The organism is Streptomyces sp. NPDC047917 (assembly GCF_043204345.1).
Classification (GTDB): domain Bacteria; phylum Actinomycetota; class Actinomycetes; order Streptomycetales; family Streptomycetaceae; genus Streptomyces; species Streptomyces sanglieri.
This window is the reverse complement of sequence record NZ_JBIDCA010000015.1, coordinates 13,872-27,058: the sequence shown is the minus strand read 5'-3', so window position 1 is coordinate 27,058 and position 13,187 is coordinate 13,872. Positions and strand designations below refer to the sequence as shown.

Below are 13,187 nucleotides of genomic sequence, written 5' to 3'. Positions count from 1 at the left end.
GCTGTGACACCGCTCACTTCGGCACTCCGGAAGCTACCGCAGGCCACTGACAACGGGGGCGGGAAGTGCCCAAGCCGCCCGGATTCCGGTCACGTTCCGGGCTTGCGCCCGTACACGTACACGTCGTCGCCGTTCTTCAGCAGATTCCAGTACGACTTGGCGTCGGCGGTACGCATGTTGACGCAGCCGTGCGACCCCGGCGGGTTCCACATCTTCACGCCCACCGCGTGGAACGCCTGGCCCCCGTCGAAGAACTGGGAGTACGGCATCGACACGTGGTAGATCGACGAGACGTGGTTGATGTGCCGCCAGTAGATCTTCTTCGCCCCGGTGCGGGTCTCGTACTTGTCCCGCCCGGTCCGCACCGGCACGGGCCCGAACTTCAGCTTGCTGCCGTCCTGGATCCAGCTCAGCTGCCGGGTCAGGTCCACGCACGCGATGCGCCCCTTGTTGGTGGGGCACTTCTTGTCCTTGTTCGGGTTCTTGCCGGCCGCCTTCTGGGCGGTGAGCGTCTTCATCGTGCGCCAGGTGACCGGACCCGCGTACCCGATGGTGGGGGTGACCCCGTAGGTGCTCTGGAACGACCTGATCGCCTTGCAGTCGGCAGCCGACTGCTTGCCGTCCACCGGCCGCTTCAGATACTTCTCGACCTGCTTCTGGTACGGCCCGGTGGACGTCGTGCAGGACGCCGCCTGCGCCGACCCGCCGGTGGCCAGCACCAGCGCCGGTACCGCGGTCAGCCCCGCGACCGACATCGCGAGCCCGCGCCGCAGCCGTGCTCCCCGTATGTTCCCCGCGACTCTCATGTACGCCAACTCCCCTTCGCGCGCCCTGAGGTGTTTCCGCCTGCTAGACGCGCGTCGGGGAGTGGATGGTTGTGCGCCGTATGTCTCAGTTCTGTACGGAGGCCATGCCCCGGTGCTGTACGGACACCACCGGCACCTGCCGGCGCCGCTCGGCGCGGGCGGCCCGCGTCCCGTACAGCGTGATCGAGACGACGCCGAGGACCGCGAGCAGTCCCAGCGAGACGGTGCCGGCCCAGCCCCCGGCGTGGAAGGCGACCGCGCCCAGCGTGCCGCCCGCGCTGGAGCCCAGGTAGTACGCGGACTGGTAGAGCGCCGACGCCTGGGCGCGGCCCTTCGTCGCGGTACGGCTCACGGACGAGGAGGCGACCGCGTGCCCGGCGAAGAAGCCCGCCGTGATCAGGACCAGACCGAGGAGTACGGCGGCCAGCTGGTCGGCCAGCGAGAGCAGCAGACCGGCGGCCGTGGTGGAGACGGCGAGGTACAGCGCGCCCCGGCGCCCCAGCCGGGCGACGAGCTTCCCCGCCGCCGCGGAGGAGACCGTACCGACCAGATAGACGAGGAAGATCGAACCGACGACGCCCTGCGGGAGGTTGAACGGCGCCTCGACGAGCCGGTAGCCGATCACCGTGTAGACCGCGCCGAACACCGTCATGAACAGCGCGCCGATCGCGTACAGCCTGCGCAGCAGCGGATCGGCGAGGTGCCCGCCGACGGTCTTCGCGAGGGCCTTCGGGTTGAGCGTCCCCGGGGTGAAGTTCCGTGCCCGGGGGATCATGAGGTGGAAGACCACCGCACAGGCCACGGCCAGCAGGCCGACCGCGCCGAGCGCCGCGCGCCAGCCCCAGAGCTGGGCGATCCAGCCGGTGAGGATGCGGCCGCTCATGCCACCGATGCTGTTGCCGGCCACGAACAGTCCGATCGCCGCGACCAGCGCCTTCGGCCGCACCTCCTCGGCCAGGTACGCCATCGCGGAGGCGGGCAGACCGGCGAGCGCGGCGCCCTGGACGGCGCGCAGTGCGATCAGCCAGCCGAGCGAGGGCGCGAACGGGACGAGCAGCCCGACCATCACCGCGACCACCAGCGAGGCGGTCATCATCTGCCGCCGCCCGAACCGCTCGGACAGCGCGCTCATCGGCAGCACGCACAGCGCCAGTGCGCCCGTCGCGGCGGACACCGTCCAGCTCGCCTGCCCGGCCGTGGCGCCGAAGGAGGCGGAGACGGCGGGCAGCAGGGCCTGGGTGGAGTAGAGAAGTGCGAACGTCGCGACACCCGCGGCGAAGAGCGCGAAGCTCATCCGGCGGTAGCCGGGGCGGCCCGGTTCGAGCCGCTCAGGAGCAGCGGCGGCCGGGGCGGTGGGGGCGGCGACGGGGGACGGCTGGGACGAGGCGGCCACGGCGAGCGTGGACGCCCCGGTACTGGCAGGAGGCATGCTTCGAACGTAGGCTCTCCGGTTTCATGCGTCCAATGCACGAAGTCGCGATAATCAATCCCATGGCGCATGAACGCAGCTCACAGCCCCGGCTGTCACCCAGTAGTTACGAAGAAGACATTCGCGCCGTGCTGGCGCCGCGACTGGCCCACTTCGAGGCGGTGGCCCGCCACGAGCACGTCACGCGTGCCGCGCAGGAGCTCGGCGTACCGCAGTCGACGCTGTCGCGGGCGATGGTCAGGCTCGAACAGGACCTGGGTGTCGCGCTGTTCGCCCGCAAGGGCCGTACCGTCTCGCTCACCCCGGCGGGCCGCACCTTCCTGGGCTCAGCCGAGCGGGCCCTCGCCGAGGTCGAGAAGGCCGCCGAATCGGTACAGGCCGACGCCGACCCGGCCACCGGCAAGGTCGCCTTCGGCTTCCTCCACACCATGGGCTCGGAAACCGTCCCCGCCCTGCTGCGCGCCTTCCGCGCCGACCATCCCCGGGTCCGCTTCCAGCTCGTGCAGAACTACGGCGAGGCGATGATCGAACGCCTCCGGGCCGGCGGCCTCGACCTCTGCCTCACCTCACCGGTCCCCGACGCCCCCGACCTCGTCGCCCGCCGCCTGGACGAACAGCGCCTGCGCCTCGTCGTCCCCGAGGACCACCGCCTCGCCACCCGCCGCCGCATCCGCCTCGCGGAGGCCGCCGACGAAAAGTTCGTCACCCTCGAACCGGGCTACGGCCTGCGGCGGATCACCGACGACCTGTGCGCCGAGGCGGGCTTCACACCCAGGGTCGCCTTCGAGGGCGAGGAGGCGGAGACCCTGCGCGGCCTGGTCGCGGCCGGCCTCGGCGTGGCCCTGCTCCCACCGCCCGCGGTGGCCCGCCCCGGCGTCGTGGAACTGACGGTCACGGCCCCCAGGGCGGCCCGCGAGATCGGCGTCGCCTGGCTGGACGGCCACCCCGACACCCCACCGGTCGCCGCCTTCAAACGCTTCCTGCTCTCCCGCCGGGGCCACCTGCTGCCGGACTGACCGGGCTCCCTTCGCCGCGGCCCTCCGACGCGTCGAGCTTGCGGCGCAGCACCGCCCGCGACCGCTCGCGCGGCCGGCACTCCGGTGAGCGTGGTGGGTGGGCGCGGAGGTCGGGGCGGGCGCCGGACATCGAGTCGCCGGGCGCGCCGGTCACGGCCTCGCCGAGGATGACGCGGCCGCAGTCGACACAGACGCTCACGAGCGGGCCTCCCGCCAGGCACGGCGCAACCGGGCTGCCGGTGCGCAGGCCGCGCCGGCGCGGCAGGTGGCGCAGGCTGTGGTGTGGCCCAGGAGCAGGCGGTATGCGGCATCGGCCGGCTGCGGTTTCGTCAGGGTGATCACTGTTCTTGGCCTTTCCGGCAGGAGGGGCAGCAGCGGGGAAACCACAGGGCCGAGGTGCCGTGGGCATCGACGTGACGGGGGCCGAGATCATGTGCCGTGCCGTTGGCCAGTGCGACGGAACACCAGACGCAGTGCACGCCGCGCTGCTGCGCGCCGGACAACGTCGCGGGATCTGGCAGATCGGTCTCAGCAGTGGGCACAGGGGTGGTCACGAGCTCTCCTCTGCCTGCGTGTTGCGGACAGACAGAGCATGGGCCTCGCGAAGAGGCGCAACCGCTACTGCTTGTAGCAGCCGGTCAGACTGCACCGACCCAGTGCGCGAAGTGCGACAGGCTCTCGGCGTCGGCGCGGCGGAAGCGTCGCAGACCATGCATGACCTCGCGGGCCCACGGATGCTCGCGGGTGTGCTGAGGAGCCGCCGCGCGGGCCGCCTTGAGGCTTTCGAACGCGTCGGCCCGCAGGCCGGCCCATTCCTGTGCTCGGGCCAGTTCGATGTAGAAACCGCTGCGTCGTTCTGCGGGCAGAGAGGCGGCCGGCTTCCATTCCGTCGCGACGCGCAGGGCACGGTCGACGTGATCCCGGCCGAGGCTGACGGCGACGGACAGTTCGTGGACGCGGACCGAATCCGGGCCGAACGCGGTGCCCAGGCAGACAACCTCGCGCGCGACTTGATCGCCGAGCCGCCGAGCGTGCTTCAAGTGGATGTCCGCGGTGTCCGAGTCCTCACATCGTCCGGCGACGACGGCGGCACGCATATGGAGTGCGCCGCGGGCCGCTGCCGTCGGGCGGGACAACGGTGGGGGAGCAGCATCGATCGCTTGCTCCAGCTCCGCGAGTCCGACGGCATGCGCTCGGGCCGCGAGGAAGACTTCCGTTCGTACGTACGCCGTGGCGGCCTGGACGAGGGGATCCCCGGTACGGTCCGCTGCCCACCGCATCAGATCGATCAGCCGTGCGGAGAGGTCGTGCGCCCCGTACTTGAAGGCGATCGCGTCGGCGGCACGGGCTGCGGCGGCCAGTATCCGGGTGGCGGCCTGCTGTTCGGCGCCGCATGCGGTGTGGGCATGGCGGATGGCGTCGCGGAGGAGACCCGGCACCGCCTCCGCGATCCGCCCGTACTGGGCGCCGAGCCGCCAGTCCACCACTGTGCCGACCGCTTCTGTGAGTTCGCTCGCTGTCCGCCTCGGGGGGCCTTGCGGAATCTCGTACCCGGTGATCACTGCGGAGAGCTCCGGGAGAGCCCTGTGGACCCGGCGCTCGGTTCCGACGTGCCCCGTGCGCAGTTGCGAGGCGTCGATCACGAGCACGGCGGCGATCGCTTCGAGCACCTCGTCGCTCGGTTGCCGCGCGCCGCGCTCGACGGCGCGGATCATGGCGTAGGAGACGTGCGATGCGGAAGCGAGCCGGGTCTGGGTGAGGCGCCGCGCACGTCGGCATGCGGAGATGCGCGCACCGACCTCGCGCGGGGAGTCGGCGGACATTCCCCGAATGTACCCGCACGGTGACGGAACGGGTACGGAACCGGTCACTCGTCGACCACGGGGATCAGGTCCATGAGGGACCCGATCACCCAGTCCGCGGTCTCCTGCACCTGGGGATCGTCCGCCCACAGGTGCCCCCAGGGGCCGCGGCGAAGGTGTGCCGTACGAAGCCCGGCCCGCGCTGCCGGGAATGTGTCGTTCATCGGATGGTCACCGACGTAGACAGTGTCCCGTGCCGGGGCACGGGAGGCGTCGAGAACGCGCGCGAAGAACTCATCGGAAGGTTTCGCGCAGCCCCATTCCCCGGATGTCGCGATGAAGTCGGCCGGCAGATCCATGCCCCGGAGCAGCTCTCCGGCGCGCGTCGTCTGGTTGCCTGCAATGACAACTCGGACTCCCCGCTCCCGCAGCGCGGTGAGCGCGGCCCGCACGTCTGCGTACAGGTCGGACTCATCAAGGCGCTCGCCGAGCCCGGCGGCCTCGCGGGCGGCGTACTCCGCCGCGATGTCGATGCCCGGCTTCAGGAGTCGCAGGGCTTCCGCGTTGTCGAGGCCCTGGGCGGTGACGGCGCCGACGAGCGCGGACAAGGTGTGTCCGGGGACGCCCAGCCAGTTCGCCCAGGACTCCCAGTAGCGGTCGTCCCGAACGAGGGTCTCACCGATGTCGAACACGATTGTCTTCACCCGGCGAGCCTACGGGCGGCAGTTGGAGGCGTGGACGCTGCCGGGCAACCGGAAACCGGCCCGCACCACCCGGCCGAAGCCGGGCAGGGACACCCCACGCACTGCTGCGGCCCCGGCAGGGACTGCCCGCACGCGCGGGGACCACATGACGCCACAGACACAGCCTGTCTCAACATGGGGACCATCCCCGCACGCGCGGGGACCACTTCCCGCGTCGGGCGGAGTAGAGAACGACCGCGGGTCCATCCCCGCACGCGCGGGGACCACCGACGCCGGCGCTGGGCACACGGCCACGCGGTGGGACCACCCCCGCACGCGCGGGGACCACACACCTTCCACCGGCTGTTCGACGGCCTCGTCGGGACCACCCCCGCACGCGCGGGGACCACCGAATCAGGGTCGCGGCGAGTTCAGGCAGTGCGGGACCATCCCCGCACGCGCGGGGACCACGAGCGGCCCGAGATCTTCAAGAGCGTTGCCGAGGGACCATCCCCGCACGCGCGGGGACCACCCCTGGCCTCGGCAAGATGGTCCCGCCCCGGGGGGACCACCCCCGCACGCGCGGGGACCACGCGACGGCCGGGGTTCTGCTACTTCGCTGCCGGGGGCCACCCCCGCACGCGCGGGGACCACCCGGCCGCTGTTACTGCGGCTCCCGCACCGAAGGGACCACCCCCGCACGCGCGGGGACCACATGGTCGACCTGTGGCTGATGGCCGGCGGCCTGGGACCACCCCCGCACGCGCGGGGACCACGCGGAGAGGCGGGGGTAGTCGGTTCGGCCGTGTGGACCACCCCCGCACGCGCGGGGACCACAGTTCGTGACCTGCGACTTTATCGGGAGAAGGTGCTGTTTTTCTTCACTTTCATTGAATCCGGCATACCCGGCAAAACTTTCATAGCTCCCCGCTGCCCCGCCCCCAAGCGGCCCGCCGCCCTCAACCGCCCGGTCACCCCCGCAGCGACTTCCCGAACCCCGCCGCCAGCGGCATCCGCAGCCCCAGCGGCGGCGGGGCCGCCAGTGCGTCGGCGACCGGGCGGGCGTACGCCCGGCCGAACAGCGAACCGCACACGAAGTCCGCGGCCAGGGCCGTCACCTCGGCCCGGTGCTGGCGCAGTGCGTGGCCGTCCGAGTGGACCTCGAAGCGGCAGGTGTCGCGGTTGGTCTTCTTGGCCCGCTCGGCCAGCCGGAAGGACAGCTCCGGGTCGGCGCGGGCGTCGTTGGTGCCGTGGACGAGCAGCACCTGACGGCCTAGCAGGTGCTTCACCGGCTCCGGTCCGTCGGCCCCATCCGCTCCGTCGGGCCCATCCGCGCCGGACGCCCCGGAAGCCCCGGTCTCGGGCAGCCAGGGGGCCATCGCCAGTACGGAGTCGACCGCGGCGTGGCCGCCGGCCCGGAGTGCGGCGCGGCCGCCCATGCCGTGACCGGCCAGGCAGACGGGGACGTCGCCGTATCGCCGTACGACCTCCTCCACCGCCCATTCGGCGTCTGCCGCCGGGTGGGCGTCGGTGGCGTTCCAGCCCCGGCAGCGGTAGCGCACCACATGCGCGGCGAGCCCGTCCTCCTGGCCGGCGCGGGCCAGGGCGCGGGCCAGTGGCAGCTGGAATGCGTACGAGAGGGGGGACGGGCGACGGTGCGAGTCGGGCTCGCCGTCCGGGAGCAGCAGTACGACGCCGCTGACCGCGGTTGGAGCTCCGGCCGTCCTGACGGCCCGTCCCAGCCTTGCGGCGGGCAGGGGGAGTGCGCGCTGTGCCATGACAGAACAGTGTCAGAAGGACAGGTGTACTCCACCCGTATTCGCGGTCACTGTTACGCATCGGCAAGCGACAATCTACGCGCGTAGGCGCTAGAGTGCGCAAATGATGAGCCCGACCCTTCATGTGCCCGGCCAGGATCAGATCCGGCGTGCCCCCAAGGTGCTTCTCCACGACCATCTCGACGGCGGCCTGCGCCCGGGAACGATCGTCGACCTCGCCCGCGAGAGCGGATACGAGGGACTTCCCGAGACCGAGCCCGACAAGCTCGGCATCTGGTTCCGCGAGGCGGCCGACTCCGGTTCGCTGGAGCGCTACCTGGAGACGTTCGCCCACACCTGCGCCGTCATGCAGACCCGCGAGGCGCTGGTCCGGGTGGCCGCCGAATGCGCCGAGGACCTGGCCGCGGACGGTGTCGTCTACGCCGAGGTGCGGTACGCCCCCGAGCAGCACCTGGAAGCCGGACTGACCCTCGAAGAGGTCGTCGAGGCGGTCAACGAGGGCTTCCGCGAGGGCGAGTCGCGGGCCCGCCGGGACGGGAACCGCATCCGCGTGGGCGCCCTCCTCACCGCGATGCGGCACGCGGCCCGCTCCCTGGAGATCGCCGAACTCGCCAACCGCTACCGTGACCAGGGCGTGGCCGGCTTCGACATCGCGGGCGCGGAGGCGGGCTTCCCGCCCACCCGGCACCTCGACGCCTTCGAGTACCTCAAGCGCGAGAACAACCACTTCACCATCCACGCGGGCGAGGCCTTCGGCCTGCCGTCGATCTGGCAGGCGCTCCAGTGGTGCGGTGCCGACCGGCTCGGGCACGGGGTCCGCATCATCGACGACATCGAGGTCACCGACGACGGCGTGAAGCTCGGCCGCCTCGCCTCCTACGTACGGGACAAGCGCATCCCGCTGGAGCTGTGCCCGACCTCCAACCTCCAGACCGGCGCCGCCGCCTCGTACGCCGAGCACCCCATCGGGCTGCTGCGGAAGCTGCATTTCCGGGCCACCGTGAACACGGACAACCGGCTGATGAGCGGTACGAGCATGAGCCGCGAATTCGAGAAGCTGACCGAGACATTCGGATACACGCTCGACGACATGCAGTGGTTCACCGTCAATGCGATGAAGTCGGCATTCATTCCTTTTGATGAGCGTCTGGCGATGATCAACGATGTGATCAAGCCCGGGTACGCCGAGCTGAAGTCGGAGTGGCTCTTCGAGCAGACCGCTGCGACCAGCGTTTCTTCCACTTCCGTGGGCTGATCCCGGCTTCGCGGAAAACGGCCGGGACGCCGAATTCCCGGCCGTTTTCTGTGTGTCGGCGTGTTTGCGGGAAGGGGGTCGGGCTGGCTACTTTTCGGAGCCCCCACGTCCCTCTCCCCAAGGATGAATTTCACATGAAGCAGTCTGCTGTCAGGACTCTCGGCGTCGCCGCTCTCGGTGCCGCCTTCGCCGCCGCCGCCGCGGGCACCGCCTCCGCCGCGGTGCTGCCGACCGACGCCGCGACCACCGCTCTGCCGGTCGCGAGCGCGGCACTGGGAACGGCGACCCAGAGCCTGCCGGTACAGGAGACGGCCACCAAGCTGCTCGGCACCGACCAGCAGAAGCTCGTCGGCCAGGCCACCACCCCGGTCAAGGGCCTGCTCGGCGGCATGCCCGCGGGCGGCCTGAAGACCAGCGGCCTGTCGACCAACGGTCTCCCGCTCGGCGGCTGATTCCCGTACACACGCCTGTGGGGCGGACACCCGGACCGGGTGTCCGCCCCACAGGCGTGTGCGTACCGGGGTCACCAGGCGGTGGCCGACGACGTCTTCTCGTTCTCGGACGGGAACAGCAGCCACAGCGCCAGGTAGAGCAGGCACTGCGGCCCCGGCAGCAGGCAGGAGACCAGGAAGATGACGCGCATGGTCCCCGCGGAGGTGCCGAAGCGCCGTGCCAGCGCTGCGCACACTCCGCCGATCATGCGTCCGTCACGGGGGCGGGCAAGTGCGGCCATGGTGGGCTCCTTCGCGAACCGTTGCTGAGGGAGCAGCTCCGTCGTGCTCCCGATGTCTCCATGGTGGCCCGGCGAAGGGGGGCAAAGCGTCGCTCTACGGTGCGATCCCGACCCTGGGAATCGTCGGGGTCGAACCCTGGACCGCCTCGTCCCTCGGGTGGGGGGCGACCCCGACCCGCTCCTGCTTCCGGCGGCGCAGCCGCGCCCGGCACATCGGCACCACGAGCAGATGGGCGATGGCCACACCGGTCGTGTTGAGCAGCAGCGAATCGACATCGACGACCTGACCGGGCACGCCGGTCTGGGCCAGTTCGATGCTCGTCGAGATCAGCGCACCCGCCGCGACGGTCCGGGCCAGCGAGGCCCACGGGGAGACGGAGAGCCGGCCCCCGGCCATCGGCAGCAGCACGCCCAGCGGGGCGAGCAGCAGCAGCCCCTCACCGATCCGGCGGGCCGCCTCGACCGGGCCGAGGGACAGATCCGCTCTTATACCGGCGAAGGGACGGAGATTCGAGGCGCCCATCCACGGCACATCGAGCGGGCGCAGGGTCAGCCACCCGACAAGCAGCAGATGCGCGAGGAGCAGAGAGACCCCGGCCGCGCGGAAGCGGATGACGGCTGTACCGTCCGAACCTTGACGCACGCCACCCAAGACGCGACGAACGGCAGGATCGGTTCCGCCGCCCCGAAATCCGACTTCTCCGGCGCCGCCGGCCGCTCACCGGGGCGTTCGGTGTCACCAGCCTCCGCACTGTCCGCCGCCGAGCCGCTCACCGGGCAGTTCAGATCCCCGCACCGACCGCCGGCGTCGGTACCGCCTTGGGTCGCGCCTTCATCTCCGAGGTGCACAGGTACCCGTGCGGCGGGTAGTTCCCGGGCCCGCCCAGTACCACCGTGCCCTCCGGGGCGAGCGAGTCGCTCTCCGCGTACGTGCAGACGATCTGCGCCAGCGCCTCGGACCGCAGGTCCTCCGGCTGCTCGCTGAGCCGCAGCGTGCCCGCCCGGTCGCCGCTGCGGGCCCCGCCGACCCGCAGGGTCTTCGGCACGGTCGTGGAGTACCCGGCCTGCCGCTCCGCGGCGGGCGGCTTCAGCAGCAGCTCGTTCAGGAGCGCCTGCGCGACCCGGACCCGGTCGGTGCCGTTCTCGTCGATCTGCACCGTGCGGTCCACCGTGACCAGCTGCGAGGAGCAGACCAGATAGATCTGTACGGGGATGCCCCGGGCGGCCTGTGTCGTGACGTTCTCCGCCGACATCGTGCACGGCACCTGGGACGGGGCGGCACCGGCGTCCACCGGCACCGTGGTGGACCTGATCCCGCAGCCCGCGGCCAGCACGGCCGTGACCACGGCCCCGGCCAGTGCCACGGCCGTACGGCGCGCCCGGCGGTTGTCGCTGCCCATCACGTCGCGTCGCCCTCCTCGTCCCGGTCCCCGGCATCGTGCCCACCGCCGGAACGGGTGAGCTGCTCGGCGTCGCGCGGCAGCCGCAGCACGAACACCGCGCCGTCGCCGTCCGGCGAGTTCGCGGCCGTGATGTCACCGCCGTGGATGTGCGCGTTCTCCATGGCGATCGAAAGACCGAGACCGCTGCCCTCGGAACGCGGGCGTGAGGCGCTGGCCTTGTAGAACCGGTCGAAGACATGGGGCAGCACGTCCTCGGGGATACCGGGGCCGTGGTCCCGGACCTCGATGACCAGCTGGTCGCCCTCGGTCCGCACCGTGACCCGTACCGGCGAACCGCCGTGCTTGAGCGCGTTGCCGATCAGATTCGCCAGGATCACATCGAGCCGGCGCGGGTCCAGGCGGACCATCATGCCGCGCTCGGCGTCCAGATCCACCGCGTCCAGCCAGGCGCGGACGTCGATGCAGGCGGTGACCTGGTCGGCGACGTCCACGGTGTCGAGGACGAGCCGGGCCGTCCCCGCGTCGAAGCGGGTGACCTCCATCAGGTTCTCCACCAGGTCGTTGAGGCGCCGGGTCTCGCTCACCACCAGACGCACCGCGGGCGCGATCATCGGGTCGAGGCTGTCCGCCTCGTCCTCCAGTACCTCGGTGACGGCGGTCAGCGCGGTGAGCGGGGTGCGCAGTTCGTGCGACATGTCGGCGACGAACCGCCGGCTCGCCTCGTCCCGCGCGCTCATGTCCGCGACCCGCTTCTCCAGCGAACTCGCCGTCCGGTTGAACGTACGGGAGAGATCGGCCAGTTCGTCCGTGCCGGACACCACGAGCCGGGTGTCGAGCTTGCCCTCGCCCAGCTTGCGGGCGGCGTCGCCGAGCCGCTGCACGGGCCGCAGCACGGTCGTCGCGGCGGCCTGCGCGAGCAGCGCCGAACCGATCAGCGCGAGCCCGGTGGCGATGCCCAGGGACCAGGCCAGGGAGTTGAGGTCCTGCCGTTCCTGGTCGAGCGACTTCAGCATGTAGCCGGTCGGGCCGCCGCCGATGATCTTCGTACCGCCCACCAGGTACGGCGTGCCGCGGATGCTGGTCCGCTGCCAGAACAGGTGGTACTCGTACTTGTTGCCCGCCTCCACCGGCTGCCTCTTGTTGACCGCCTTCTGCAGCGACAGCGGCACGTTGTCGAGGGTGAAGGTGTCCAGGTCCGAGTTGCCGACGATCGGCTTGCCGGTGTCGCGCTCGTCGACCAGCAGCACGCTGTAGCCCGGCGAACTGCTCGCCATCTGCACCGCGGCGTTCTGCAGATCGTCCCTGGTGGGGTGGAGCGGCAGCGAGGCCGCCCGGCTCTGCATCTCCTGGCGGAAGTCCCCGAGCGCGGAGTCCTGGGTACGGGTCAGCACGGCCTCGCGGTTCAGCCAGTACGCGATCCCCGACGCGGACACCGCCGCGGTCAGCGCCACCAGCGCGAACACCACGACGAGCCGCAGCCGCAGACTGGTCCAGCGGAGTCCGGCGAGCAGGCTCCGTTTGACGGCATCGCTCACTGAGGCGAGTCCAGTCGGTAGCCCACACCCCGGACGGTACGGATCAGCGTCGGCGACGACGGCACGTCCTCCACCTTGGCCCGCAGCCGCTGCACACACGCGTCCACCAGCCGGGAGTCACCGAGGTAGTCGTGCTCCCAGACCAGCCGGAGCAGCTGCTGGCGCGACAGGGCCTGGCCCGGCCGGCGGCTCAGCTCCAGCAGGAGGCGCAGCTCGGTCGGCGTGAGCTGCAGATCCTCCCCGTTCTTGGTGACGGTCATGGCGGAACGGTCGATCACCACGCTCCCGAACGAGGCGGAGTCGGTGGACTCGCGCTCGCCCCGGCGCAGCACCGCGCGGATACGGGCGTCGAGCACCCGGCCCTGCACGGGTTTCACCACGTAGTCGTCGGCGCCGGACTCAAGCCCGACCACGACGTCGATGTCGTCGCTTCGCGCGGTCAGCAGAATGATCGGCAGCTGGTCGGTGCGCCGGATGCGCCGGCACACCTCGAAGCCGTCGATCCCGGGCAGCATCACATCCAGCACGACCAGGTCCGGCCGCTGCTCACGCAGCAGTTTCAGGCCGTCCTCTCCCGTCGCCGCGGTGGCCACACGGTGGCCCTGGCGTGACAGCGAGAGTTCGAGGGCCGTGCGGATGGCGTCGTCGTCCTCGATCAGCAACAGGAAAGGCACGCTGGTCATTCTGACCCATGGTGGTGCCCCAGTTCGACAGTTGGGGTCGACTCATACATCCCGCGCGCCTCAG

Annotated in this window: 14 protein-coding genes; 3 read left to right on the top strand and 11 right to left on the bottom strand. The window is 71.2% G+C overall.

Going from position 1 to position 13,187, the window contains the following annotated elements:
- Positions 1-89 precede the first annotated feature (89 nt).
- Both ACGF8B_RS32740 and ACGF8B_RS32735 read right to left on the bottom strand, forming a co-directional pair.
- The gene (locus tag ACGF8B_RS32740) at positions 90-806 is read right to left on the bottom strand and encodes a L,D-transpeptidase family protein (RefSeq protein WP_266913041.1); all 717 of its coding nucleotides are present in this window, start codon (positions 804-806) and stop codon (positions 90-92) included.
- Positions 807-891: 85 nt separating this feature from the next.
- Entirely contained in the window at positions 892-2,235 is a 1,344-nt protein-coding gene (locus ACGF8B_RS32735; RefSeq protein WP_392745722.1) for an MFS transporter, read from the bottom strand.
- A 62-nt stretch (positions 2,236-2,297) separates the two neighbouring features.
- On the opposite strand from ACGF8B_RS32735, the gene ACGF8B_RS32730 reads away from it, so the two are divergent.
- Complete coding sequence (locus ACGF8B_RS32730; protein ID WP_392745721.1) at positions 2,298-3,251, top strand: LysR family transcriptional regulator; 954 nt, start codon at positions 2,298-2,300, stop codon at positions 3,249-3,251.
- 338 nt (positions 3,252-3,589) lie between these two features.
- Here ACGF8B_RS32730 and ACGF8B_RS32725 read toward each other — a convergent pair whose 3' ends face one another.
- The 4 genes from ACGF8B_RS32725 to ACGF8B_RS32710 form a co-directional block, all read right to left on the bottom strand.
- Complete coding sequence (locus ACGF8B_RS32725) at positions 3,590-3,805, bottom strand: hypothetical protein (RefSeq protein WP_392745719.1); 216 nt, start codon at positions 3,803-3,805, stop codon at positions 3,590-3,592.
- Positions 3,806-3,889: 84 nt separating this feature from the next.
- On the bottom strand, positions 3,890-5,074 hold the full coding sequence (locus ACGF8B_RS32720) for a helix-turn-helix domain-containing protein (protein WP_392745717.1): 1,185 nt from the start codon (positions 5,072-5,074) through the stop codon (positions 3,890-3,892).
- A gap of 44 nt (positions 5,075-5,118) precedes the next feature.
- Entirely contained in the window at positions 5,119-5,757 is a 639-nt protein-coding gene (locus tag ACGF8B_RS32715) for an HAD family hydrolase (protein ID WP_392745716.1), read from the bottom strand.
- 950 nt (positions 5,758-6,707) lie between these two features.
- Positions 6,708-7,514, bottom strand: a complete 807-nt coding sequence (locus ACGF8B_RS32710) for an alpha/beta hydrolase (RefSeq protein WP_392745715.1) — start codon at positions 7,512-7,514, stop codon at positions 6,708-6,710.
- 103 nt (positions 7,515-7,617) lie between these two features.
- Between ACGF8B_RS32710 and ACGF8B_RS32705 the strand changes: the two genes are divergently transcribed.
- Entirely contained in the window at positions 7,618-8,769 is a 1,152-nt protein-coding gene (locus ACGF8B_RS32705; RefSeq protein WP_392745713.1) for an adenosine deaminase, read from the top strand.
- Between the two features lie 134 nt (positions 8,770-8,903).
- The gene (locus ACGF8B_RS32700) at positions 8,904-9,221 is read left to right on the top strand and encodes a hypothetical protein (RefSeq protein ID WP_259928207.1); all 318 of its coding nucleotides are present in this window, start codon (positions 8,904-8,906) and stop codon (positions 9,219-9,221) included.
- Between the two features lie 71 nt (positions 9,222-9,292).
- Here the strand turns inward: ACGF8B_RS32700 and ACGF8B_RS32695 are convergent, their stop codons facing one another.
- The 5 genes from ACGF8B_RS32695 to afsQ1 form a co-directional block, all read right to left on the bottom strand.
- On the bottom strand, positions 9,293-9,502 hold the full coding sequence (locus ACGF8B_RS32695) for a PspC domain-containing protein (protein ID WP_392745711.1): 210 nt from the start codon (positions 9,500-9,502) through the stop codon (positions 9,293-9,295).
- A 94-nt stretch (positions 9,503-9,596) separates the two neighbouring features.
- Positions 9,597-10,145 carry a VanZ family protein gene (locus tag ACGF8B_RS32690; protein ID WP_392745710.1) on the bottom strand — a complete coding sequence of 183 codons (549 nt, stop codon included), beginning with the start codon at positions 10,143-10,145 and terminating at the stop codon, positions 9,597-9,599.
- Between the two features lie 139 nt (positions 10,146-10,284).
- On the bottom strand, positions 10,285-10,902 hold the full coding sequence (locus tag ACGF8B_RS32685; protein WP_392745708.1) for a GerMN domain-containing protein: 618 nt from the start codon (positions 10,900-10,902) through the stop codon (positions 10,285-10,287).
- Positions 10,902-12,440, bottom strand: a complete 1,539-nt coding sequence (locus ACGF8B_RS32680; RefSeq protein WP_342286498.1) for a HAMP domain-containing sensor histidine kinase — start codon at positions 12,438-12,440, stop codon at positions 10,902-10,904. The genes ACGF8B_RS32685 and ACGF8B_RS32680 overlap by 1 nt, the downstream gene beginning before the upstream one ends.
- Positions 12,437-13,114: a two-component system response regulator AfsQ1 gene (gene afsQ1, locus ACGF8B_RS32675; protein WP_388583446.1), complete on the bottom strand. Its 678-nt coding sequence runs from the start codon at positions 13,112-13,114 to the stop codon at positions 12,437-12,439. Before afsQ1 ends, ACGF8B_RS32680 begins: the two co-directional genes overlap by 4 nt.
- Between the last annotated feature and the right edge of the window lie 73 nt (positions 13,115-13,187).